The sequence below is a fragment of the Paenibacillus jepli genome, from assembly GCF_047238105.1.
GTDB lineage: Bacteria > Bacillota > Bacilli > Paenibacillales > Paenibacillaceae > Paenibacillus_D.
The window spans coordinates 4659871-4685988 of sequence record NZ_JBDFMD010000001.1 but is presented as its reverse complement, the minus strand read 5'-3'; the positions used below and the strand labels follow the sequence as shown (position 1 = coordinate 4685988).

Here is a 26118-nt window from a genome sequence, read left to right as displayed (position 1 = left end):
ATTACAATACTTACTATAGTAAGCAGAGAGGTCTAACTCAGCAGGAGGCTGGTATGAAGAGCATCGATGCGTTATCGGAAGAGGACAAGCAACGTATTGAACATATAAGGCAACGTGTCATCGAATCCATCGGTAAAAATATGGATCTCTACGGCATCACCCTGTCGATCGGTCATCTGTATGGCAATATGTACTTTAATGGCGGGCCTGTCACGCTGGATGAGATGAGCGAGACGATGGGCATGAGCAAGACTTCTATGAGTACCGGCATGCGAACCTTGACAGATCTCAAAATGATCAACAAAGTATGGGAGAAAGGCTCTAGGAAGGATCTTTACGAGGTCGTGCCGGACTGGCACCAGAACTTCACCGATTACTTCTCCATCAAGTGGCGGAAAGCCGTCGAGATGAACATGAATGTCCTCATCCGCTCGCTCAAGGAGATCAAGCTGCTGCAGGAGCAGCGGCCGGATCAGCCCGTTTTGCAAGAGGTACTCAGCAAGGATGCCGAGAAGATCGGCTGTGCCGTAGACTACTACCGCTGGCTGCTGCGGCTGATCGACTCTTTTGAAGATGGCAGCATTTATGAATTTATCCCAAAGGAAGAGGACCGGTCAAGGTGAAACGGCTTCGCCTGAGAGTTTTGCAAAGCAAAACTGGCTTCGTAAGCACACGGCGTAGCAAGTTTCATTCCGGAGAAATAGAAGCTAAGTAGATATGTGAAGACATATACTCTCTTATATTTCAAGGTGAAACGGCTTCGCCTGAGAGTTTTGCAAAGCAAAACTGCAACCGCAAAAAACCGCCAGGGTGCCCGTGCCCTGGCGGTTATCTTCATACTGTCCTTAAGCTATGGTCGGAGCATCGTCCCCATCAGCCGGGACGCGGCCATAACCGCCGGTGCGATCTCCCGCATCCGCTCCATGGTGAGCCGGCTGGCCGGACCCGAGATCGACAGCACGGCAGCCAGGCGCCCGCTGCGGTCGAAGATCGGTGCAGCGACGGCAGCCGCGCCCGCTTCACGCTCCTCGATGCTCGTCGCATACCCCGACCGGACGATCTCCTCGAGCTGCGCCCGGTAAGCCCCGGCATCTACGCCTGCCGGCCACTCGCCGCCAGAGAGGATCGCCTCGCGCTCCTGCGGATCTGCAAAAGCGACCAGCACCTTGCTGGAGGCGCCGACGTACAGGGGCAGCCGGACGCCGACCGGAGCGACCCGCCTGACCGCCTGGCTGCTCTGCACCGCCTGGATGCGGATCCGCTCCTGACCGTCCCGCACATACAAGCTTACCGTCTCGCCAAGCTGATCGCGGAGCCGCTCCATCTCCGGCAGCCAGATAACGGCCGGGTCGTCAGTAGCAGACAAATGAGCGGACAGTTCCCATACCCGCATACCGAGCCGATAACGGTCGGTCGCACGGTCCCGCATAACGAAGCCCTTCTCCTCCAGCGTCGCCAGCATCCGATGGACCGTGCTCTTGTGCAGCCCCACCTGCTCGGCGATCTCGCTCATCGCCAGATCCGTACCGGAAGTAAAGCACAGCAGGATATCCAACGCCCGCTCGACTGCGCGGATCGTCGATTTGCCCTCTTCCATCGCGCCCGCCCCCTTGTTCCATAGAATGAAACTTAATACCATCTAGTATAACCCATCGCAGGGGATGGCGTCTAGCGACCGCCTTTTATTTCAGTACGGTTACAACTGGCTTACAATCGTTCGTCACCAATTGACAGCTCTAGTCCTAAAGTCATACGATAGAAATATAAAGCGCTTTCGGACCGATTAATCCTCAAGGGAGGAATGGCTGCCATGCACACCTCTGCGACCGCACCCCAGTCCCCGGACAGCCGCCGCCCGGCTCGTCCCGTCGTCCCTTCTTCTCCGGTCATCACCCGCCGCCGCACGCATCTGTGGATCGCCCTGCTCTCCTCAGTCCTGGTCTTCGGCATCCTGCTGATCGTCGCCTTTCACGGCTTCGTCGCCTGGATGCTCGCTTATCCATACGTTGCCCCTCTCACCTCCAATCCGATGGAGGCCAAGAATCTGCCCTACAGCGATGTCACCTTCCCGAGCGCCAGCGGCAAAACGAAGGTGCACGGCTGGTACATCCCGGCTCAGTCGGAATCGTCGCGGACGATCGTCTTCAGCCATGGCTACGGAGCGAATCGCGAGGAGACTTGGGTGCCGATGTATGAGCTGGCCAATCTGATGAGCGGACTCGACTACAATGTCCTTCTTTTCGACTACGCGTATGCCTCCAAGCTTGACCGTGCCCCTGCCACAGGCGGGCAGGAGGAGGCCCAGCAGCTGCTGGCAGCTGTCGATTTCGCGCGGCAGCAGGGAGCGGACAACGTCGTCGTCTGGGGCTTCTCGATGGGCGCAGGCACCGCACTGCAAGCGGCTTTGGAGACGGATCTCATCGATGCCATGATTCTGGACAGCACCTTTCTGGCCGATCCGGACACGCTGTTCGACACTATTACGCAATTCGTCAATCTGCCCCGATATCCGTCATTGCCGCTTATCAAGGCGATGCTGCCCCTCTGGACGGGGACCAGCTTCAGTCAGCTTCAGATCGAGCAAGCCCGTCAAGCCGTCTACCGCATGCCGATCTATCTGATTCACGGCACAGAGGATGACAAAGCTCCCGTCCACATCGCTGAGGCCGTCTCGGCACTTCAGACGCATCCCTTGTCTTCGGAGTGGATCGTACCCGGCGGCAAGCATGAGCTGCTCTTCCAGGTTCATCCCAAGGAATATATCCATCGCGCAGCCGGCTTCCTCAGCCAGGTTCATGCGGAAGGAGTGACGCTGGCTGACGCCAACTAGCCTTCCAAAGCCAAGGAGCTGACGTCATGTCAGCTCCCGATAATCCATCGGCGAGACGCCGACATGCTTTTTGAACTGCTTGTAGAAGTAGCCCGTCTCCCAGTAGCCTACCTCCTGGGCGATCTCCTGCACCTTGCGGTTGCTGCTGCGGAGCAGCTCCTTGGCTTTCTCGACGCGGTATCTGTTCAGATATTCCGTGAAGGGCTCCTTCAGCTCCTTATGGAACAGCTGGCCCAGATACACCGGATGTACTTTGTATTCCTGCCCCAGCGTCTTCAGCGACATCGGCTCCCTGTAGTCGGTATCGATCCGGGTGAGGATCTGCGCAATCACCGGGCTTTTGACGGTCTTGACCAGCGCATCGACCGTATGCTCCGCCACACCCTGCACCAGGGTCGTCAACTGGGCGAGCGATCCGCTGTTCGCTGCCAGATGCAGCTCCTCCTGATACAGCTCCGGCTCTTCTATGGCTCGGAGCTGTATCAGCTCCGTCTTGAACCTGACGATCAGCTCGACTGCGCTGTTGCGCACCGCTGCCGGCGTGATACCCGGCTGCCGGCTCAGCCGCGCAAATTCCTCCGCTACATATTCTTGCAGCCGCTGCTTGTCCCGGCCCGCGATCAGCCGGGCATAGTTATCCCAATTCAGCGCATCCTGAGCCGCTGGCTCTTGCCGGTGCAAAGCATCATAGTCCAAGACGCCGCTCTCCGGCCAGACCAAGGCATAGTCTGCAGCTGCGCATGCGTGTTGATAGCTCTCACTCACCGCCCTGGCGCCTCCTGCCACCGTACCCAGCGCCAGATGGACAGGTCCTGCAAGCTCCGTCAGCAGCGGCTTCAGCTGCGCCAGCGCCAGCGCCTTCAGATCCTCTGCAGCATCCGCGGCATAGAGGACGACGATCTCTCCCTTGAGGTTAGGCAGCACAATCGTACCCGGTGTGTAGGCATGCTCCCTTACCCTCTCATAATCTCTGTCAGCCGGCTCTTCCCTACGGATAATGGCCGGCAGATAATAAGGCGATGCGATCGGGAGCTCCAATACAGCCGCCCGCTCCTTAAGCTCTCCCGGCGAGATGCCGCCAGTGAGCCAACGGTAGACGATCGTATTGCGGAGCAGATCGATGTCCTCGTCCGACCAGCGCGGATGAGGAACCGTGCGCAATTTCTCTACGGCGCTGGCCATCGTCGCCCGCAGCTCTTCGACATTGACGGGCTTGAGCAGATAGTTCTCGATCCCGGAGCGCATCGCCTGCTTTAGATAATCGAACTCATTATACCCGCTCAGGACCACGATCTTCAGCTCCGGGTACTCGGCTCTGGCATGGCCGATCAGTTCCAGTCCGCCCATCACCGGCATCGAGATGTCCGTGATCAGGATATCGACCCGCTCCCGGGCCAGTAGATCCAGCGCGGCCTGCCCGTTCGCGGCATGACCGACGATCTTCAGACCCAAGGCATGCCAATCGATAATATGGTACAGTCCCTCGATAATAAACGGTTCATCATCTACAATCAGTACAGTATGCATACGCTTCTCCTCCTAGCCCGCAGGAAATGTGATCCAGACCGTCGTGCCTTCGCCAGGCTCGCTCTCCATTCGGATCCCGTACCCGCTGCCGTATAACAGCCGGATCCGTTCATGGACGCTGCGCAGCCCAAAGGACTGTCCGCTTTGTTCCGGAAGCTCCAGTCCCTGCAGAATGTCTCTCAGACGCTCCGGCTGAATACCAACCCCATTGTCCCACACGCGAATCGTCAGTACACCTGCCCCCTCTGTAACCCGGATACACAGCTTATTATCCGTCTGGCCGAGCCGGATGCCATGCACGATATAATTTTCGATGACCGGCTGGATCAGCATCCGGGCGACTGGAAGCTCGCCGAGCTTGGGAGCATAATCGATCTCATACGTGAAATGGTCCTGGTAGCGAATCCGGAACAGCTCCAGATATAGCCGGCAGTTCTCCAGCTCATCGGTCAGCGTAAGCTCCGGATCGGGGCGGACGAAGCTGCGAAAGAGCATCGCCAGACTATAGATCATCTCTCCGACATCGTGCACCCCGCGCGAGATCGCCCGCATCCGGATCACCTCCAACGTATTGTGGAGAAAATGCGGGTTAATCCGCGCCTGCAGCGCCTCCAGCTCCGCGTGCTTTTGGCGGATCTCGGCTTTATACTCCCGCTCGATATGACGGCTCAGCTCCTCCAGCATCCGGTTGAAGCTGCTCGCGATCTGCCCCAGCTCATCCTTTTGCTTGTCCTGCAACCGGGCTCCCAGATTGCCCTGCTCCACTTTGCGCATGAAACGGATGATTTTGTACGTCCGTTTGGCGACGTTGAGTACGAACAGCGAGGGCACGATCAGTACGACAAACATGCAGAGCAGACTGACGACGAGGATCGTCCGCCGCAGCCCTTCATAACTCTCGGCCACTTCGCGGACCGGCGCCACCCCGGCGACGATGAAACCGGCATGATGCTGCGGCTGCCTCGTAATGTAAGACGGCTCATCAAGCCGCTCGCTATCGTCCAGCGACTGGATCGCCTGCATATAGGGATAGTCCCGGCCGTAATAGCGTGCCGACGAGTCGTAGATGACATCAGCTTCAGGAGACAGCACCAGGATGCTTCCTTTGAGATCCTCTGCAGACGACTCGACCACTGTACCGATCGCATCCGCATCATAGATAAACATCAACTGGCCGATCTGCTTCATCGCGACTGGATCGTTGATCGGCACCCGGAAGGAATAGAGATTGCCTGCGAGCTGCGGAAGTGTGCGAAGGAGCCACACATTGGGCACCGAAGCCGCTCCGGTCTCGCTCGCCATGACATCCGGAATGTAGGAGCGGGCGGCGTTGGTTGCGATAATCATCGGTTCCCGGTCCTGACTGAACGCATGAAGCGTCTGCCTGTCGGCGCTGTACAGCAGGATATGCTTGACCTCGGGCATGTCCTCCAGCGTCTGCTTCAGCGTGACATGGATCTGCCTGGGATTGTTGAACAGATTCTCATAGGATTGATCCAGCCGAAACCGGATGTAATCTTCGAAGGAATGCTGCAGATAATAGACGAGGTCCTGAGCCAGCCGATTGTCACGATACACATTATTCATAAAAGCCTGTACCGTCTCATGCCGCTGTTCAAGGTACTGCCCGACACTGGCGATCGCCTTCTTCTGCGTCTCCAGCTCCGCATTGATGATGGAACGGGACATATAGAGGTACAGCATATAAGATACCACCGCAATTGTCAGGACAGAGATCAAAGCGAAGACGATCATCAGCTTGACGAACATATTATCCCGGAGCGGGGTGTAACCGCTTAATTGTTCCCGCCAGCGTTGGACGATGCGCATCCTTAAGCCCCCTTCCCAAGCTGAGTGCAAATGCTGTCCGGACATCTGCCTTACGCTGCGTATATCCGTCCGGAGGGAATGGCAAGGACGAGCCCTGCGCGGGGCGGGGCGCCTCCTTGCCTTCCATCTCCAGTGCCTCTCACCGGAAAAACGCGCAGCCATCCCGTGGCCGCGCGTCATCCGGCTCCGACACCTCAGTCTATCATGCCGACGGAGCAATTGCCTATGGTTGAAGCTGTCTGCGATGCCTGTTCTCTGCCATCCAAGGGAAAAACAAGCCCGCTGCCAGTGCCGTTAGCGCCCGATGCGCACTGTCTTGACCTCATACGGCTTCATCGACAATACGATGCGGCCGCCCTCGCTGGAGAGTTCCCCCAATGGCCGCTCCAGCAGATTGGTCTCCTGGGCCGCTCCGGGTTCCGGCAGTTGCAGGCTGATTCGCTCACGGCCGCCTCCCGACTCGTAGAGTCGGATAACATAGCCGTCGCCCGATTCAGCCGGCTTGAGCGTATCGAGGATAACTTGCCTGCTGTCCAGATCCAAGAAAGCATGCCGTGCAGGAAGTGGTCCCTCATGCGCCGGGGTCGGCTGCGCCTGCAGCGGTTGGTTGAGCTCGCACCCCCGTTTGACAACATCCGCATCCTGCCAGCTTCCGCTGTGCGGCAGCAGCGAGTAGGTGAAGAACTGCTCGCCGCGGTCCGCGCCCGGGTCCGGCCAGCCAGTTGCCCGCAGCAGGGACAACCGAAGCGTACTGCCCTTCACGTCGTATCCATACTTGCAATCGTTGAGCAGTGCCACGCCGTACCCCTGCTCCGACAAGTCGGCCCAGCGGTGCCCGCACACCTCGTATTGAGCAGTTTCCCAACTTGTATTGCGATGTGTCTTGCGCTGGATCGCGCCGAATGGGATCTCATACGTCGCCTGGTCGCTTAGCACCTCCACCGGAAATGCCACCTTGAGCAGCTTGTGCGACTCCTGCCAGTCTACCCGGGTGACGAAGTCGATCCGCCCGTCATGATGGCGGAAGACGATCTCCTGCTCGATCGTCGACGCCGAGAGCGACCACGACATCCGGAGGATATCCGCTGTCTCTCCTTGCTGGACGACAGCTGCCGACAGCAGCTCGGGCTCGCCTGCCGGGTGCGCCTCAAAGGCGGGATCGATATCCCAGGCATCCCATTCCAGCGGACGGTCGTGGAACAATTGCAGGCGATTGCCCGGCTCCCCGCCGCTCAGCACTTCCCGCCCATGGATCTTGTCATAGAGTCGGGTGAGCTCGCCCCGCTCGTTCCAGCGGACGCTATACCGCGCCGTCTCCCAGCTGCCGTCGAATGCCGCAGTCGTTGCCACGGTCGTAGTCGCGGCAACAGCTGCTGCAGCCTCCCCGACTGGCTCGCGGAGCCAGATGACCGAAGTGCCGAGCCCCGGGACGTGCTCGGCGGTAATCGTCCACTCGACGCCGCCCTCCGCCGTCAGCCGCTTGTCCCCGGCCAGCCGCCGGCCCGTGCTGTCATAGGCCTGGAGCGCCAGCCACTCGCGCCCCCCCTTCAGCGTGACTGTGTCGGTTCGGTCCCAGGATAGACTGTTGAATAGCACAACGGCCTGGCCTTCGCCACGGGTATCGATGCGTGCGCTTAGCGCGACCAGCGCAGCGGACCGGGCTTCCTCGCCATAAGCAAGGATCTGCTCGTAATCCTTCGTCGACCGCTCATAGACCTGCGGGATTGACGTCCCCGGGATGATGTCGTGGAACTGGTTGAAGAGCAGCAGCTTCCAGCCCTCCTCCAGGGACGGCCCTTGCTCCCCGCCAGCCAGCGTCTTCAGCGTGCCCCACAGCTCGGCTTCGCGGTAGAGCGCCTCGGCCCGGCGGTTCCACAGCTTGTTGCGGGCATGGGTCGTATACGTGCCGCGATGCAGCTCCAGATACATGTCCCCCTGCCATACCGGCAGCTCCGCGCCGCTATCCCGCACCCCGTCGAAGAAGGCATGCGCACTGCTGAACTTCACAGCCGGCAGGCCGGGCAGCGACTCGGAGCGTTCGGCCATCTCCAGCATCTCCCGCGTCACCCCGCCGCCGCCGTCGCCATGGCCGTAGAGCAGCATCTGTTCGGGGTGCGACGCCTTCTGCTTGAAGCTGTCCCAGTGCGTGCCGAGCTCCTGCGGGTGGGTATACTCGTTGATGCCGTGACAAAGGTAGGATAATACAGCGCTGCCGTCGATTCCGGTCCATTGGAACAAATCATAAGGAAACGGATTCGTATCGTTCCAGTTCATCTTGGTCGTCATGAAGTACTCCATGTCCGCCAGGCGCAGCAGCTGCGGCAGCGAGGCGCAGTAGCCAAACGTATCCGGCAGCCACTCGATCCGCGGCCGGACGCCGAACTCCTCCTCATAGAAGCGCATGCCGTGGATGAGCTGCCGCACGAGCGATTCGCCGGAAGGGATGTTGAGATCCGGCTCAATCCACATGCCGCCGACGACCTCCCAGCGGCCGGTGGCGATGTGCGCCTTCACCCGGTCGTACAGCGCAGGATAGTGCTCCTTGACATAGGCATATGTCTGCGGCTGACTCTGAGCGTAGGTGAACGCCGGATATTCATCCAGCAGCGTGCTCATCGTCGAGAAGGTGCGGCTGCACTTGCGCACCGTCTCCTTGGCGGGCCACAGCCAGGCCAGGTCGATGTGCGACTGGCCGACCATGTGCATGACGCCGCGGCTGTGCGCACCCGTATGCCGGACCGCCGCCAGCAGCTCCTGCTCCAGTTCGGTCAGACCTGTCCCGGCCAGGATCGCTTCCGGCGTCAAGGCTCGGTATCCCGACTCGGTCCGCTGCAGCGCATGCAGGATGTCCGAGCGGTTCAGATCCCCTTCGGGCAACAGCTCGGCCGCTTCGCCATATACCTTGACCGTGTACAGCAGCCGCTGCAGCGGCTGATTGACCCGTACCAGCTCGCTCGCCAGCAGCTGCAGCGGCGCCGGATCGTATTCTGCAGGCTCATTCTGATGGTTGAGCGCATCGATCGACTGGGCGATCGGATTGTAGAGCTCGATGGACACCTGCCATGCCGACTGGCCAGCCGGGAGCGAGGCAAAGCTGCGATTGCGATCGAGTCCGTGATGGGGCACACCGTCCAAGCTTACGAGCCCTTCGTGAATGGTTGCTCTTCCGGGCGCTCCCGCCCGAACGAGCAGCCCCGCCGCGCTGCCTTGCCAATGCTCAGGCAGCTCAACGGCCTGCTCGAGCCGAATCGTCATCCCGGTATCGATCAGCCAGTCGCCAACCGCTGCCGTACCCTCCTCGGCATCGAGAACGCGGTACTCGCCCGGCCCTTCATAGATCGAGCGCCTGGCCCGCCACGCCCCCAACGGGACCCGCTCCGCATATTGGCCTGCCGCCAGCTCGTCGATAAACCGTTTGATCCTCTTCATCCTATCCTTCCTTCCCGTTGCCTTTGGCGCTCCGGCCGACTTTGACGCGATTCAAGTAACTTTTTGCACCTCATTCGGCGACCCGGCCTATTGCTGCAAACCCTCTGTGACGGCGATCTCGACTTCATCGGGCCGGTAGACCGCCCGGAGCGAGCCGTCCGCATCCGTGGCGAACAGCACACTCCGCTCACTCGCCAACACGAAGCTGTACGTCCGACCAGCCGCTGAATCGCGTACCGAGATGTGCACATCGCTCGCATACTCCGAGACGAACACGTAGAGCGCGCCCGATCCGAACGCCAGCCGGCGGCCGTAGACGCCGGGCAGCTCGCCGCCCTCCAGCCACTCCAGCTCGGGCCGGACGCCCGCAGCCTGCAGCGCGTGACGGTACAGGCGGACGAGCGGCTCGCTGCGGTCGTTCAGCTCCAGCGGCAGCGGACTCCAGATCAGCCTGCCCGCGCCCAGCGTCAGCTCCGTCACCGCGGAAGCGCCCGTCGCCGTTCCGGCGGCCACGCCCTTCACCGTCTCGGCGATCCGCCGCTTGCTGTACGAGACCGGCAGTGACTCGCCTGCCAGGATCAGTAACTCTTCGCGCACAACATTGGCCAGACGCTGCGTTCCCTTCTCCTCCAGCAGCCGCCCGGCCTCCCGCCAGTAAGCGTCGAGCTGCAGCGGGCCCGTCCAGAGCAGCACAGCGCCGCTGCGGCGGACATGTGCGATCAGCTGGTCAAAGGCGCCGCTGTCGAAGCTATGCGGGCTGGGCACGATGATCAACTTGGCCGGCGCTTCTTCAAGGTCTTCCAGCCGATACTCGCTGACCGCCCGGAAAGGGGTGTTGAGTTCATAAGCCAGCACTCTTGTCAGCCGGGTCGTCGCTTCGAACGCCAGCGGCCGGTTGGAGAAGTCGTTGGAATACGGATAGACCACCGCGACCTCCTCCAGCTCGCGATCCGCAAACAGCTCCCGGATCTCCTTCATGAATGAACCGAACCGGTAGGAGACATCAGCTTCCGGCTTCTCCGTACCGTCGGCACGCAGTGCGCCGATATGCGATTCGTTGGCGTTGTCCATATAGTAGTTGGTATTCCAGATCCACTGCACTGCTCCGGCACCGCCAGCCGCAAACGCATAGGCATACTTGCGCTCCAGCATCGCGCGCAGCTCGGCTTCGCTGCGCTTGGCACGGCCGTCCGGAGTCTCGACGTACATGATGCCCGTCTCCTGCACCAGATTGGGCCGCTGCAGCGTCTTCGCGAAGATGCCATCCCACAGCAGCTGGTCGTTCAGCCACCACGAGTGGACAGTCGTGTAGTCCACCGTCTCGCCGTAGAAGAGCGGCGACGGCCGCTGCGCCCCCAGCGCCTCATCCTGGCCGACAGTAACGAGATGCTCCGGGCAGAGCTCCTTGATCGCAGCTGTCAGTTCGCTTGCCCAGCGGTTATGCATCGCCATCGAGAACAGCGTGTAATCAAGGATGCGCGTGCCCCGCTTGCCCTGATGCATATCCTGCACGTCGAAGTTGATCTCCTGCGGCTCGGGCGGGCGGGCGTCGCCAAAGTCCGGCAGCTCGTCCGCCGTCATGCTCCAGCGCTCCTGGAGCACCCGGATATTGCCATGGCGCTCCGCCAGCCAGGCGCTGTACGCTTCCCGCTCATAGCGGTCGCCGCAGCTGCGCGGGCCAGCCGAGAAGATGCGGGCCGGGTCGAACATCGACGGTTCGTTGATCAGGTCCCAATCCACATGCGTGGACGTCCGGTGACGGGACACGATGGCGCGGATGAACCGCTTCTGCGCTTCGACGCTGCGCGGGTCGAGATACGGATTGACCCCTTCCCATGTCTCCGGAGTAAATGAGAAGAACGTAAAGGTCAGCTGCAGGCTGTGCCGCTTGGCCGTCAGGACGAAAGCGTCGATGGCGCGCAGCACCTCCTCGGAGGCGTGCCCGTCCACCTGCATGATGTTGCGGTACGCCGTCCAGACGCCGGTGCGGATCCAGTTGATGCCCGCCTTGGCCATCTGCGCCATATCCCGGTCCCATACTGCCGCGTTAGGCAGGAACAGAAATTTACGTGCCACATCGGAGGTCATATACGTCATGCCGACTACCGGCAGCGGCTTCCCGTCCTTGACGAAATAGTCGCGGCTCCGCGAGACCGGCGTCCCCTGCTCCAGCAGCTCCCGGTCCATCCCCCAGATGCCCTGGCGCAGCACCCGCTGTTCGCCATGGTCGCTAGTCAGCCGGCACTCCACCCGATAATAACCGGCGGCCAGCTCGACCGGGGGATGCAGCCGAAGGCTGCGATACTCCCCATCGACTGCCAGCTCGCACGTCTGCGTCCAGCAAGGCTCGGTTGCGCTTCCTGCGAACATCGCGAGCTCGGCCGACCACTGCACCGGCTCCGCCGCACCGCACATGTGCTGAGCCTGCAGCGTCAGCATCGGCTTCTCGCCCGGCTCATAGCTGGCATAGCCCGGCTTCAGCCACAGCTCGGTGACGCCCCGGGCGCAGAAAGCCGCCCAAGCCTGAAGACTTTCCAGACCGCCCTCCCGCCAGAACCGCTCGCCCGGCGGCTGATTGACGAACAGCCAGCGGCTGCCGGCGAAGCTGCCGCCGCTGTTCTCCCAGAGCACGACCGGCGCAGCGATCTCGCGGCCTTCTGCCGAGATGCCTTTGAGCAGCGGATACAGCCGGGCATCCATCGGTCCGGCGGAGCCCATCTGATGCGGCAGATCGCTGCTCTTGGTGACGTGCGGCACCATATTCCACGTCGGTGCGACAGCCAGCAGCGATTCCGCGCCCGCCAGCAGCGGGATCTCCTCCAGCGCGGCCAGCCGACAGACCGGCGCGGTATCGACAGGCAGCATCTCATGGATGCGCAGCGCCCGGTGATAGGCCGTCTGCGCCGCTTCGGCCGTCCAGATACCGTCTACCAGCTCCACGGGATGACGGAACGGCTCCGGTCCGATGCTGACCAGTCCGCCGCCCCGCTCCAGGAAGCGGACGATGGCCGGCCATGCCGCCTTGGGAAAGTATGGTGCGTGCAGATTGACGAAGACACCGCCATCCTGAGTATCCAGGACGGCAGCTAGCGCGTCTGCGGACGCCACAACGCCAAAAGTGGTCAACTTATGCTGCAGATCGGGCGGCAGCGACATGGCCGGAAACGACGGATCGTAGAGTAGGATGGTCTCCGGCATCAGAGCAGCTCCTCCTTCATCGCCTGGTGGACGAGCTGTGCGAACAAGCTGTTCGACCAGGCGAACCAGTCGCGGGTGTAAGTCCCCGGATCATTGGCGTCGAAGCCCTCATGCATGTACCCCGTGCCGCCGTCTGTCGCCTCCAGCAGCCGGATCATCTCCAGCTTCTCCGCTGCTGTGGGAGCGGTCAGCCCCTGCATCGAGAGCGCCATATGCCAGATATAGCCCGGCGGCGTATGCGGACTGCCGATTCCCTTCGCAGCCGTGCCTTCGTAGTAGAAAGGGTTGCTGTGGCTGAGGGCAAAAGCGCGCGTATTGCGGCAGCGCTCGTCGTCAAGCCCGGCATAGCCGATGTATGGGATCGACATCAGGCCCGGGGTGCCCGCATCGTCCATCAGGCAATGATTGCCGAAGCCGTCGGTCTCATAAGCATAGATCTCGCCGAACTCGGGATGGCGATAGACGCCATAGAGCTCGATGCCGCGCCGCACCTCCTGCTCCAGCTGCTGCAGCTGCTTGCGGAAGCCCTCGTCCCGATACACCCACTGGGCGATCTCCTGCATCTGACTTAGCGTTACGGCGGCCAGCATATTCGCAGGGATGTTGTAATGGTAGTCGCAGGCATCGTCGCTTGGTCGGAAGCCCGACCAGATCATGCCCGTATAGTTCACCGGCATGCCCAGACCGCCGCGCTGCAGCGTATCCTCGGGGATGCCGTTGTCCCTCACGAAGCGATACGGCGAACGCTCCTCATGATCTTGCTCGGTCCGCCACAGGTCGTACGCGGCCTTCATCGCTTCCTTGAACGCCCCGTCGAAAATATCCGCAGCGCCCGTCTCCTTCCAATAGCGGTATGCAAGCTTCATCGAGAAACAGATCGAGTCCAGCTCGAACTTGCGCTCCCATACCCACGGCGACATCTCCGTCTGATCCTCGGTGTTCCAGTGCCAATCGCTCGCTGTCTCGTTAAACGCGTTGGCATACGGATCAATCGCGATACACATCACATGGCGCCGGATCAGGCCGCGAATCAGGCCGCGCAGCTCATCGTCCTCCTTGGCCAGCGGCACATAATGCATCACCTGCTCCACGGAGTCGCGCAGCCACATCGCCGGGATATCGCCCGTGATGACAAAGGTCGTGCCGTCTGCCATCTGCTTGGTCGTCGTCGCCAGCGTATTCGGAAAACAGTTGCGGAACTGCGCCAGCAGCCGCGGCCTTCCTGCCAGCTTCTCCTCCGCCTCGGCGAGCACTGTCTGCACAGACCCCGGCAGGGTCAGCTCAGGCATCTCGACGGCGGGCAATCTGAATTGCTTCATCGTATCTACATCCTCCGTTCATGCTGTGTAGGTCTGCTGCTATTCCTTGACCGCACCGATCGTCAGGCCCTGGACGAAGTAGCGCTGGAAGAAAGGATAAGCTAATACGATAGGCCCTGTTGCCAACACAACCATCGCCATCCGAGAGGTGTCCTGGGGCAGCGAGGACAGCAGGCCGGCATTGATCGACGGGTTGCTGGAGTTCTGCAACAGGAACTGCATACTGTTCTCGATTCGCATCAGCATCGCCTGCAACGGCACCAGATTGGCACTGTCGATATACAGCAACGCATTGAACCAGTCATTCCAGTAGCCCAGCGTACTGAACAGACCGATCGTCGCCAGGCCGGGCAGCGACAGCGGCAGCACCAGGCGGATGAAGATGCCGAGCTCGCTCGCGCCGTCAATCTTGCCGGCCTCGATGATCGACTCCGGCACCGAGATCGAGAAGAACGTCCGCATGATCATAATGTAGAATGCATTGACCGTCAGCGGCAGGATCAGCGCCCACAGCGTGTCCTTGAGTCCCAGCAGCTGCGTCACCACGATGTATGTGGGCACGAGACCGCCATTGAACAGCAAGGTGAAAAATGCAAAAAATGCGAAGAAATTGCGGTATTTGAAGCTGCGTCGGGAGATTGCGTAGCTGAACAGTGCGATCAGCACCAGGCTGAGGATCGTCCCGATCACAGTGACCAGGATCGTCACGCCATACGATTGCAGCAGCTGATCGCCGCTCTGGAATACGTATTTGTAAGCTTCAAAGCTCCATTTCTCGGGAATGATGCGGTACCCGTTTCTCGACAGCGTCGACTCGTCCGTAAACGAGATGATGACGACGAACAAAAAGGGAAACACGCACAAAAATGCAAACAACCCGGCGGCGAGAATTGCGCCTGCGTTGGCCACCGGATTCAGTTGGGAAAAATTGCGGCTCTTGCGTTTCAGTCCGGTCATTGCCTTACCCTCCTTCATGCGTAATCAGAACAACGCATTATCTCTATTAAATCTGCGCACCACATAATTTGAAGTAATCACCAGCACAAAACCAACCACCGACTGGTACAAGCCGGCTGCCGTACTCATGCCGATCTCGCCCGTCAGCTTGAGGCCACGGTAGACGTAAGTGTCGATAACGTTGGTCACCGAGTAGAGCGTCCCGGAATCCCGGGGCACCTGGTAGAACAGTCCGAAGTCAGCGTAGAAGATCTTGCCGATCGCGAGCAGTGTCAGGATCGTCATCAGCGGCACCAGCATTGGGAGTGTGATCCGGCGGATCTGCTGCCATTTGTTGGCCCCGTCGATCATCGCTGCCTCATACAGCGACTTGTCGATCCCCATGATCGCCGCCAGATAGACGACACTGCTGTAGCCGACCGTCTTCCACACATTGACCAGCACCAGGATGAGCGGCCAGTACGTCGGGTCGTTATACCATTGCCTCAGATCCCAGCCCATGAACGTAAAGAACTGGTTGACGATCCCTTTGTCATAGCTCAGGAAGCTGAAGACGAAGTAACCGACGATGACCCAGGACAGGAAGTGGGGCAGGAACATCCCGGTCTGGAAAAATTTCGCCAGCCGCTTGTTGACGATCTCGGAGAGGATCACCGCCATCGCCACTGACATAATTAGTCCAAGAATAATAAAGACGGCGTTGTATAGCACGGTATTTCTCGTGATGATGTACGCATCCTGAGTGCTGAACAGAAACTTGAAGTTGTCCCAACCGACCCAGGCGCTGTTGATGATGCTCGCCAGAAACCCGTCGGTGGAATAACGATATTGCTTAAAAGCGATAATGACGCCGGCCATCGGCAAATACGAGAAGCAGATGAACCAGATCGTGGCGGGCATGACGAAGAACAGCATCGCCTTGTTGCGGTACAGATCTCTAAAGAAGCTTCCCCATTTCATTCCTTCTCTCCTCCCTTTCGCGCACAGCCTGCCTTAGCAGACCGGAATAGAGAGCAGGCGAATACGGACATCCCCGCATTCGCCTACCCTTTCATTGTATTTCGCTTTCCATTTCGTTTTCTACGAAAACGTGGACCTTCTTGGTACTGAAAACTGAACCTTTTGAACTGGAACTTGCGAACCTACTGATTGGCTGCTACCCATTCGTCGAGCTGACGCTGCGCCTCTTCCATGACACGGTCGAGACCGGCGGCTTTGAACTTCTCGATCGCCTTGGCCGAATACTCTTCCGGATCGACGGTACCGGTCATGATCGCGGACCAGAATTCTTCCTTGACGTTTTGCAGCGTAGCAATTTCTGTGGTTACCTCGGACGTATCAAAGTTAAAGCCGAGGATCGGCGACGGCGTGCCGGATTCATTGAACTTCTGGAACTCTTCCCATTTGTTCTCCGGATCCTCCGGGTTCAGATACGTAAGCATGACATTGCCAAGGGAGAACGTCGGCATGTCGTAGTTTTTGGACTCCGGCAGATTTTCGAATACATTGTCGCTCAGCTTCTTGTAATGCACATCCTCGATACCCGAATCCACCATGTTGCGCAGCACCGGATCGGTATTGAGCAGATTCAGGAATTCCATCGCTTTCTCCGGATGCTTGGAGTTGGCGGAGATCGCCTGCATCGAGCCCATCACCGACCAGTTGTAGATGACCGGTTCGCTGGCCGGCGTCGAGATCAGCGGATATCCGAGGCTGGCGGACCAGAGATTGTCGGCGAACGGCTGGGTAGCCGCACGGTCGGTGAGCCAGGTCCCGGCATTGTGCGCATCTGACATGGAGTCGAGCGTCGTCACCTCGGTCGGGATGTAGCCGGCCTGATAGTATTTGCGCATCGTCTGCAGCTCCTGCTTCATCTCCGGAGTCTCCAGGATGTTGACTACCTTGTAATCCTCGGTATCGAGCTTGACTGCCATCGGCATCTTCTCGATCAGGTAGTCGTAACCGGCCAGCGGCATGAAGTCCTTGGTGATTGCGAACGGGATGGCACCCGGCTCATTTTCCTTGATCGTCTTCAGCAGCGGCTCCAGGCTCTCCAGCGTCGAGACCTGGCTGATGTCGAGATTGTACTTGTCCACCAGTTGCTTGTTGAAGCGCCACACTTCCTGCGCCGGAAGCTCTTTGTTCGCGGGAACCCCGTAGTTGACGCCGTCAACCTTGGAGCCCTCGAGGAAGGCCGGGTCGAGAACGTCCAGGATGCCTTGCCCGTGGCTCTGCAGCAGATCATCGATCGGCATGAAGGCGCCTTTGCGCGCATTTTGGACATAGTCAAACGCCCAGGAGGCGGTAAACATAATATCCATCGCTTCGCCGGAGGCGGTCATCACCTGCATTTTTTGAGAATACTCGCCCCAATCCAGCATGTTCATTTTAACGGTAGCATTGATTTTGTCGAGCGTATACTTATTGATCTCTTCATTAACCATGGCCAGGTCCTTCTGTGGCGTGCCGATCGTATACCAGATCAGTTCGACCGGGGCTTCGCCCGCCCCTTCTCCTGCTTGTCCGTTCGAGCCGGACTGACTCGGCGCGTTATTGCCGCCGGAGCAAGCGCTCAGCACCAGTGAGCCGGCCAGGAGCACCGAGGCAGCCATCGACCATTTCTTTTTGTAGACCATTGTGTACCCTCCCTTTTATGAGTCAACCATTTGCTTCTGCTTCCTAAAGATACCGTATGAAAACATTTGCATAAAGAAGTGAAACTAAAGATATCGTGTACAAAGTAAAGAAATGTCATGTAAGCAGCCATCTGCAGCCTTTCCGTCGACATAGGCCAAGCCCGGTGGAGAATACATATAGTATGTACTCGATAGCGAGCTTGCTTGTTATTACCTGTTAGGAGGTCATAACTTTGTCTCAAGTAGAGGAGCTGAAGACGACTCTGAAGCGACTGGAAGAGATCGAGCGTTGGAAGAGGCGGGAGGAGCAGCAGACGGCAGAGCTGCTGCGCGACACGCCGCAGTTGGAGCCGCAGCTGGCTGGCGTGTTGCGGGAATGGGGACCACTCCTGCAGCTGACTAGCCGGTATGCCGCGAGCTGGCGGGAAGCTAGGCGTCTGCAGCCCGCAGATCGCGAGGCGTTGACTGCCGCGCGAGCGGACTGGCTCTTGGGCGAAGCGGTGAAGCAGTCACGGGAGTGGACTCGGCAGCTGGAGGCGATCCTCGGCTGCAGCGCTGCTCTGCAGACGCAGCCGGAGACGGCGGAGCGCGTACAGCGGTTCATCCTGGAGTCCGGCGAGACGGTGGCAAAGCTGGCCGGCTCCGCAAGCAGCGATGCGGGGAGTGACGGTACCATCGCGGGATCGGCAGCTGCAGCCAAGCCGAGTCAGCAACCGGCGGAGGTCAGGGAGGCGACCGCACATCCCGCCTCTGCTGCAGTCCATGCGCCGGGCGAGCCGGACGCTGCGGCTGCATTCGGTGCGCCTGCAAGCGCCGATAGCACCGCCCGCAAACCCGTCGGCGCCAAGCCCGTCAAGGTGGGGGTAGCGGATAGCTCTTCCCGTGCAGAGGGTCCGAGCGACAACGCAGGATCCGCAGACGCTCCCCCGCAGATGCCCGATTACAAGCCCGTGCCGATCGGCGGCCACACGCTGCCGCCCCTACCTTATGCGTACAACGCCCTGGAGCCGCATATCGACGAGAAGACGATGCGCATCCACCATGACATCCACCACAAGAGCTATGTGGACGGATTGAACAAAGCCGAGAAGGAGCTGGAAAAAGCGAGGAAAACCGGCAACTTTGAGCTCGTCAAGCATTGGGAGCGCGAGCTCGCCTTCAACGGTGCCGGACATTATCTGCATACCTTGTTCTGGATGACGATGTCACCGGTAGGAGGCGGGTCTCCGCCCGAGCCGCTGGCTGCTCAGCTGACCCGTGACTTCGGCAGCGTCAAAGCCTTCCGGGAGCAGTTCAGCCAGGCAGCTGAGAAGGTCGAGGGCGGCGGCTGGGCCATCCTCGTCTGGAGTCCGCGCAGCGGCAGGCTGGAGATCCTGCAAGCGGAGAAGCATCAGAACCTGTCACAGTGGGACGTCATCCCGATCCTGCCGCTCGACGTCTGGGAGCATGCCTATTACCTGAAGCATCAGAATAAACGCGCCGATTACATCAAAGATTGGTGGAATGTGGTCAACTGGCCGTTCGTGAACGAGCGTTTCGTTCAGGCGAGCCAGCTGAAATGGACGCCTTTTTAAACTCTTTGCTGCAGAGATATCGCGTCGCCAGGAGGGATTGTCTAACTTGATCGCGCGCATAAAAGCCGGCACGAACATCTTCGCAGATGCTCGTGCCGGCTTGTGCGGTTGTGGGGAATGTGCTACTTGCCTGCTTCCAGAACTTCCAGAACTTCCAGCAGTCTGATCAGCGTCACCGTCGTCTCCGCCCTCGATGACGGAGCCGCCGGGGCGAATCGAAGATCCGGGAAGCCTGTCATCAATCCCATCTGGCGCACCGCCTCGACCGCTCCGGTTGCCCAGCCTGGGATATCCTCGATGTCTGAAAAACTCGCAGGTCCTGGAGCTGTCGGCTGGATCGGAACGTGTCTGCCGGACGCGCGCAGCAGGATCGCCGCAAGCTCGGCTCGGGTGATCGGGGCATCGGGACGGAAGCTGCCGTCCTCATAACCAACGAAAATACCCGAACGGAGAGCGTCGGCGACCGCTTCAGCCGCCCAGGCAGGGATATGCCTGCCGTCCGTGAACTCCTGCATCACGGGCCTCTCCGCGTCTGGAGTCCCGTCGTCGGCACCGTCTGTAATCCGGGCTCCCGACAGCATGACTGCCAGCTCTGCCCGGCTAACCGGCCGTCCCGGCATGAAGGATCCGTCCGGATAGCCCTGGACGATGCCAAGCGACGCGGCCTCCAGGATTCCGGCCTCGGCCCAGTGGCCTGCCAGATCGGTGAAGGCAGGCAGCCCCCCGTTTACTGGCGGCTGCCCTGCGCCCGGCTCTTCCGTGCCGGGCTCCGGGGGCTCCGGTGTCCCCGATTGCGGAGCTTCCGGATCCGTCTCGGCCTCTCCGGGCGGGAGCATTGGCGGCGGATAGAAGACCGGCGGATTCGAGGGAGGCGGGGCGACGATCATCTCCAGCTCACTGCGGATGCCTTGAAGCGATACTGCAGTGATGGTTACTGAGCCGGGATCCGAAGGCGCGGTAAAGTCCGCCACGATCCGGCCGCTGTCATCTGTGCGCGAGGCTCGCGGCTGCAGCTTGCCCGCCGTCGCCGACCAGTCGACCTGCGCGCCAGCGGCCGGCTCCCCTTGCTCATCCGCAGCCTGCAAGACGATCTGCAACGCGGATCCGGTCCGGATGACCGTCTGGGCAGCGGACAGCGACAGCTCCGCAGGCAGGACGATATCGCCGAACGCCAGGCCGATCGCTGGGCTGGCTGGCTCGGTATCGCTGCTCGTCATGACGCTGAACTGTCCGGCGGGATAGTAGCCTTCCGCCGGGCCGGCCTGGACGATAGCGACGAGCGTGACCGCCTCATCATCCTCTATGCGGATCGGCGTATGGATCGTCACGCGGCGACCCTCTGCAGCGACCTGACGCACAGGCACGCCATTCACCCGATACTCGGCAGGCTCCGAGGCGAACACGCTTCCCTCAGGCAAGGTCAATTGGATCGTATCCGCGAAGCGGCGCAGCGCCCCCGCCGGGCCTGTCGTGAACCGGATGGTCCAGATGCCCGGGGATTCCGCCGCGCGGCTCTCCGGCGCGAAGCTTGCCGCTATTACAGAGCCCGGCGGTTCATTGACAAAGCTCAGCCCGCTCTCCGGCGAAGCGCGCAGCGGATCCGCCGTCGTCCGGAGCAGCAGCTCCTGCCTGCCATAGTAGCCGGCGGGCGGGTTCGTCACCTCCCGGATGACCAGCGTGGCCCGCTCTCCGCGAGGGGTGAACAGTCCGCCTGGAGCGGTCCCAGGCGCCGGTACCGTTACCGTCAGCCGCTGGCCGTCTTCGTCAACAGCTGCCCCGGAAACCGGCACATCGTCGATCACGTAAGCATCAGCCTCCGCGGGGAATCGGGTACCGGCAGGCGCCTCGAGCACGATCTCGTCTCCAGGCGCCAGACCTCCGGCAGCGATGAAGGACACGCTCCACTCCCCCTTGCTGCGTGCAGCGGGGGGACTGGCGGCGATCTGCAGGCCGCTGACCATCGATAGCCAGCGGATGGCTTCGTCCGGATGGGACGGGATCGTATCCAGACTGGTCGATACCGCATAGCCCTCGCGGGATGCCGCTTCGGGCGGATTCACCACCCCGGTGGCGATGACGACATAATCCCGGCCGCTGACCGGTCGCGCCTCGGCAGGGACGACAAGTGTCACCTCATGCGGCGACCTCCTGGATGTCTGACGTACCTCAACCCCGTTCACCGTATAATCTCCCGCTTGCTCCGGGAAGAGCGTACCGTCCGGACCCGCGATCGTGATCGTCTCCAGTCCGGTCGTCAGCATGCCATCCGGGCTCACCTGGAAGCGGATGACCCACTGCGACGGCTCGCCCAGCTGCGGCGGCATCGCCGCAAATGCGACCTGCTCCGCCGCCGTCTCGATTACTTTGGCCACTTTCACCGGCTTATCTGACGATACAGGCAGCGGTTCAGCCTCGGTAGACACGGTAAAGCCTGCGCCGGGGTATGTCCCCGGCGGCGGCTGTGTCTGCATCCTGATCTCGATCTCGACCGCAGTCGCCGGTCCGATCTCATAGTGGGGATTGGAGAAGGACATCACTCCCCCGTTATAGCGGACGGACGATGCCGGCACCGTCAAGCGGCTGCCGCCTGCGGTCACATAGACCTCTCTTCCCGACAGCAGCCCCTGCGGAGTGCCGATATGAACCGTATCAAGCCAGGACAGTCTGCCGTTCTCGCCTGACCTGTAAGCGATAATCCAGCTCCCTCCGTCGCCATTCGACTGCCAGGCAAACTCTACGTCCTGGACGCCTCCTTGCGAAGCAAACACCTGTCCTGGCGACAATGATCCGGCCCAATAGCCAAAAGGCGACCAGAGTACGGCAGCCGCCAAGAGCCACGGGATGGCCCTGCGCATTAGCATATGAGTCATGCGATGATCTCCTTTAGCCAAAAATTTAGATGGACTAAAGATTACCATAGCAGAACGGCCCGGCCCGTACGTATATCAAAAGTTATAGAGAGTGATCCATCGTTATCTCGGGTTGCTACAAAAGTCCGAGCTGTCTCGCCCGTCCTACCGCCTGGGTCCGCCGCTTGACGCCGAGTTTGTCATAAATGCGGTTCAGATGAATTTTGACCGTCCCCTCCGCCAGCCCGAGCCGGAGTGCCAGCTCCTTGTTGGACCAGCCCTGAGCGAGCAGCACCAGCACTTCACGCTCGCGCGGCGTGAGCGGGTCGGCGCTGCCGTCCTGTTCCTCGCATGCAGCCTGCGCCGCCGACCAGACCCGGATCGTCTGGGCCGCCGCCAGCTCCCATCCATCCCGGAGCGCGCCCGCCAAGTCCCGCCCTCCTGCCTCATCCTCCAGATACAGATAGCCGATGACGCGGCCTAGATCGCGTACAGGCAGCAGAGCCAGCGCACCGATCCGATGTTCGCGGATGTAGGGATCGGTACCAAGCATGCCCTCACTGGCAGCTTCCTCCAGCACGAGTTCCTCGCCCGTCCGTTCGACAAGCCTCAGCAGCGACAGCGGAAGACCGTTGCTGTCGGCTGCTTGGGCGCCGCCGGACCTCGTCCAGCCGACCGCTGACTGCAACCGCTGACTGCTGCGCGCCAACAGCAGCGCCCGGGCGGCGCCCGCATCACCCGCCAGTGCAGCCGTCAGTTCTAGAGGCCCAGCGTCACCGTGTGCCGCTCCCGGGTTTGGCGGACTCGTTGCTCTCAGATTCCCCGATCCGGCCGCCAATACTCCCGCGGCTGCGATGGTCCCGCTTCGGGCACTTGCGGTCTGAGCCGCGGCTGAAGAAGCGCCGTGCTCAGCTGAGCTTGCTGGCCGGCGCAACAGAGTACCGGCTGATACAGGCGCTGCCTGTCGCTGAACGGAGGGTGCGGTGCCGGTCTCCCGCCAGCGGCCGCTCCAGTATCGTGCGACCCGCCCGGCCGCCGCCTGGGCCCCGGCCCGGCGATAATCCTGCCAGGCAGCCTGAGCGAGCAGCGCAGCCGTCATGAACCGTCCGGCCTGAAGATGGAGGGCGGCAGCCCGCTCTCCCGCCAACGCAGCCGTCATATAATTGCGCTGCGCGCGGCTGTCTTTCATGGCTTCTTCGTAGTAGAGACCGGCCTGGTGCTCCAGACCTTCCATGCTCGCCTGCTCCCCCAGAAGCAGCATATATTTGTAGCCATAATTGGCAGGCGCGGCTGCGGCCCAGCGGGCCGTCTGACGAACGGCCTCTGCCAGCCAACCGGCGTCTCCTGCCGCGGCAGCCGCCAGCCCTGTGTATAGCCAATATTCAAGTGCATGGGGGAGGAACGGCGCTGACTCCAGCGCGCTCCGGCAAACCGCTGCCGTGCTCAGCGCTTCGTCAGGGCGACCCAGCAGCATGCACAGCTGTACGTGCATCGCCCCGTACTGGGCTTTCAGCAACGCTTGCTCCGGCAAGCCGCCAGCGCCAGGCTCGTCCTCCATCGCCTGTCCGCCGCCCTGCAGGACTGACTGGTCATACGGCAGATCGGCTTCAGGAGCCTCGTGCGCCAATCGCTGGACGAAATCCCCGTATAGCTCCATAACCTTGGCCAGGTAAGGGTCGTCCTCGAACAACTCCCCTTGACGCCGCTTCTCCTCCCAGCGCAGGTAACGGCGCAGCGCCCGGAGCTTGCCGCCCAGATAGTAGGAGGCGGCCTGCATCCCTGACCATACGCTTCCTGCATGCAACAGTCCCGTCGCCGTGGTCGATTGGGCAGCCTGCCGCAGGAAACGTCCCCGTTCGGACGGCGGGAGCAGACGGGCATACAGCGGGAACACCGCCCCATATACATTGGCTGCAACCCGGACATCGCCTTGCGTTCCGGCCAGTCGGATCGCCGTCTCCGCCAGCACGCGCGCCTGATCAATGCTGCCGTCCGTCCATAGCAGCATGCCGGCGGCAGCCGCACAGGCTTCCACTGCACTCTTCCCCGCATTGCCGCCCTCCGAGCGGCGTATAGCCTCTGCTACAAGGGCTCCTGTCAGCCGGTAATCTGCAAATCCCGCTGCGGAGGCAGTCGCCATCAGGACATCGGCAAGCAACGTCTCTTCTTGCGTTGCGGCATCCTCCCGGTGCAGGTCTACCGACCCGGTCAGCGCCATGGCGGCCATCGCGATATCCTCCGGCAGTATCGCTGCGGCCGCTTCCTGTTGGACCGTACCCAACCGTCCTAGCAGCTCAAGTCCTCTGAAGATCGCTTCTCCGCGCCGGTCGGAGTAGACATGCTGCTCCATCTGGATGACGAAGATCCGGGCAAGCTGCCGGGCACCTGGAGCAGCCTCGGCGAGCTCTCCGGCCAGGGTGTCCGCCTCCCCCCTGCTGCCCGCGATATATTCGAGGGCTAACCGTTGCAGAGCAAGCTCGTCACGCTCGCCGGTCCTCCCTATCGCATGCAGCAGTCGTTCGGCGTGCTTCAGATACCTGAGAGCCCTCGCATAATCGCCGTGTCGCATCGCCTCGACGCCCGCTTGACGGTACAGCTCTGCTAACGCCGGCCGGTCATAATCCAGCTCGCCTTCGTTACAGCCGTTCAACTGGAGGAGCAGCTCATCCAGCCGCTCCCCCCGGGGCACACCGCCGGTCTCCTGCAGCAGCCATACTGCCGCCCGGCGGTGAACAGCTGCCCGGGACGCGGGCGGCAGACGATCCGCTGCTGCCAGGTACAACGATTGATCCGCGAACTGCCAGCCTTCCCCTCCACCCCCGATTGCCGGGTACGGCTCAAGGAGCCCCTGGTCGACCGCGTCTGTCAGCTGTCTTCTGACGCTATCGCGGCTTAGAGCGGCTGCAGCTGCAAGCAGAGACAACTCTGCCCGCTCCCCCAAGACAGCCAGCACAGCCAACAGCTCCACCGTCTCCGGCCCCAATCGGGCCAATCGTTCCACTGCCGGGACCTCCTCGTCGTCCAGTCTGTCCAACCACTGCAGGATCTCCCGGCCATCTTCCCACAGTATCCTGTCCCCATCATTCCGGAGCAGCCCCTGTTGCCGGAACAACTGCAGAAGGCGGCGGAGTGCCCCCGGGTTGCCGCCGCTCCTCCGATGCAGGGCGGCAGTTAACTGCTCAACTGCTGATACCGGCAAGCCTTCGGCGGCCGCTACCCAGTCTCGCACCCCATCCGCTGACAGCGGCCTCAGGAAGAGCGACTCCGAGCGGCTCACGATCCCTCGCCACTCTTTGGCCCAAGGCATGGCCATTCCGGTTCCCGCTCCCTCCTCGTCTTCTTCCCACACGACAAGCAGCAGCAGGCCGGCAGGACGGTCTGTTGCTGCTAGCGCGGCTGCTATCCTGCCTATTGCCGGATCAGCCAGGTGCAAGTCGTCAAAACAGAGTACGATCGGCGCGAGCAGGATACAGAGCGTCTTCAAGAGTCTGAATATTGCACCCTCCAGCAGACGTCTGGCTTCCATGCCTGCGGGCAGATGATAACGTCTGCCTGAGCCCGCATGCTCCCCCAGCACGATCTGCAGCTCGGGGAGCATGCCGTTCAGATAGCGGCCGCCCATGCCCAGCGATCGCTTGATTTTGCGGCGCTGGCTGCGATAGCTCGGTTCCTCCGCCGCAAGGATGCCTCGGAGAAGCATGCGCAGCGTGTGCAGCAGCGGTTCGTATGGACCTTCGCCGCTGCCGGCGCTGCAAAGTGCGAATCGTCCTTCTCCCCCGACCTGCCTGCCGAGGCAGTGCAGCAGCGATGACCTGCCGCTTCCCTGCTCTCCCCGGATCACGATGCAGGGAGAATCCCCAGCCAGGCTGCGTCGCCAAGCTTGCAGCAGCTGCTGCAGCTCCCGATCTCTTCCATGCAGATCCGGATGGCTGCCGAGCCTTGAATTCACCATACCCATCCCCCGTTTTT

Annotated in this window: 14 protein-coding genes; 3 read left to right on the top strand and 11 right to left on the bottom strand. The window is 61.1% G+C overall.

The features are described from left to right. The first annotated feature begins 53 nt into the window (after positions 1-53). Complete coding sequence (locus tag ABC336_RS20255) at positions 54-623, top strand: GbsR/MarR family transcriptional regulator (protein ID WP_413240371.1); 570 nt, start codon at positions 54-56, stop codon at positions 621-623. 227 nt (positions 624-850) lie between these two features. On the opposite strand, the gene ABC336_RS20250 is transcribed toward ABC336_RS20255, so the two are convergent. Beyond that, complete coding sequence (locus ABC336_RS20250; protein ID WP_413240370.1) at positions 851-1597, bottom strand: IclR family transcriptional regulator; 747 nt, start codon at positions 1595-1597, stop codon at positions 851-853. Between the two features lie 213 nt (positions 1598-1810). Here ABC336_RS20250 and ABC336_RS20245 point away from each other — a divergent pair, with 213 nt between their 5' ends. Continuing rightward, a complete protein-coding gene (locus ABC336_RS20245; protein ID WP_413240369.1) occupies positions 1811-2830 on the top strand; it encodes an alpha/beta hydrolase in 1020 nt (339 codons plus the stop codon). A gap of 24 nt (positions 2831-2854) precedes the next feature. Here the strand turns inward: ABC336_RS20245 and ABC336_RS20240 are convergent, their stop codons facing one another. The 8 genes from ABC336_RS20240 to ABC336_RS20205 form a co-directional block, all read right to left on the bottom strand. After that, entirely contained in the window at positions 2855-4357 is a 1503-nt protein-coding gene (locus ABC336_RS20240) for a response regulator (protein ID WP_413240368.1), read from the bottom strand. Between the two features lie 12 nt (positions 4358-4369). Beyond that, positions 4370-6187 (bottom strand): sensor histidine kinase, encoded by a 1818-nt coding sequence (locus tag ABC336_RS20235; protein ID WP_413240367.1) that lies wholly within the window; start codon positions 6185-6187, stop codon positions 4370-4372. 294 nt (positions 6188-6481) lie between these two features. Then, positions 6482-9616, bottom strand: a complete 3135-nt coding sequence (locus ABC336_RS20230) for an alpha-mannosidase (protein WP_413240366.1) — start codon at positions 9614-9616, stop codon at positions 6482-6484. An 87-nt stretch (positions 9617-9703) separates the two neighbouring features. Further along, positions 9704-12814 carry a beta-galactosidase gene (locus tag ABC336_RS20225; RefSeq protein WP_413240365.1) on the bottom strand — a complete coding sequence of 1037 codons (3111 nt, stop codon included), beginning with the start codon at positions 12812-12814 and terminating at the stop codon, positions 9704-9706. Next, positions 12814-14133, bottom strand: a complete 1320-nt coding sequence (locus ABC336_RS20220; protein WP_413240364.1) for a glycoside hydrolase family 125 protein — start codon at positions 14131-14133, stop codon at positions 12814-12816. The genes ABC336_RS20225 and ABC336_RS20220 overlap by 1 nt, the downstream gene beginning before the upstream one ends. 39 nt (positions 14134-14172) lie before the next feature. Further along, the gene (locus ABC336_RS20215; protein ID WP_413240363.1) at positions 14173-15090 is read right to left on the bottom strand and encodes a carbohydrate ABC transporter permease; all 918 of its coding nucleotides are present in this window, start codon (positions 15088-15090) and stop codon (positions 14173-14175) included. Between the two features lie 24 nt (positions 15091-15114). Next, the gene (locus ABC336_RS20210) at positions 15115-16050 is read right to left on the bottom strand and encodes an ABC transporter permease (protein ID WP_413240362.1); all 936 of its coding nucleotides are present in this window, start codon (positions 16048-16050) and stop codon (positions 15115-15117) included. 182 nt (positions 16051-16232) lie between these two features. After that, positions 16233-17726: an ABC transporter substrate-binding protein gene (locus tag ABC336_RS20205; protein WP_413240361.1), complete on the bottom strand. Its 1494-nt coding sequence runs from the start codon at positions 17724-17726 to the stop codon at positions 16233-16235. A gap of 233 nt (positions 17727-17959) precedes the next feature. On the opposite strand from ABC336_RS20205, the gene ABC336_RS20200 reads away from it, so the two are divergent. Further along, complete coding sequence (locus tag ABC336_RS20200) at positions 17960-19300, top strand: superoxide dismutase (protein WP_413240360.1); 1341 nt, start codon at positions 17960-17962, stop codon at positions 19298-19300. Positions 19301-19422: 122 nt separating this feature from the next. On the opposite strand, the gene ABC336_RS20195 is transcribed toward ABC336_RS20200, so the two are convergent. After that, positions 19423-22170, bottom strand: a complete 2748-nt coding sequence (locus tag ABC336_RS20195; protein WP_413240359.1) for an S-layer homology domain-containing protein — start codon at positions 22168-22170, stop codon at positions 19423-19425. A 115-nt stretch (positions 22171-22285) separates the two neighbouring features. Next, the gene (locus tag ABC336_RS20190) at positions 22286-26101 is read right to left on the bottom strand and encodes a helix-turn-helix transcriptional regulator (RefSeq protein WP_413240358.1); all 3816 of its coding nucleotides are present in this window, start codon (positions 26099-26101) and stop codon (positions 22286-22288) included. Positions 26102-26118 lie beyond the last annotated feature (17 nt).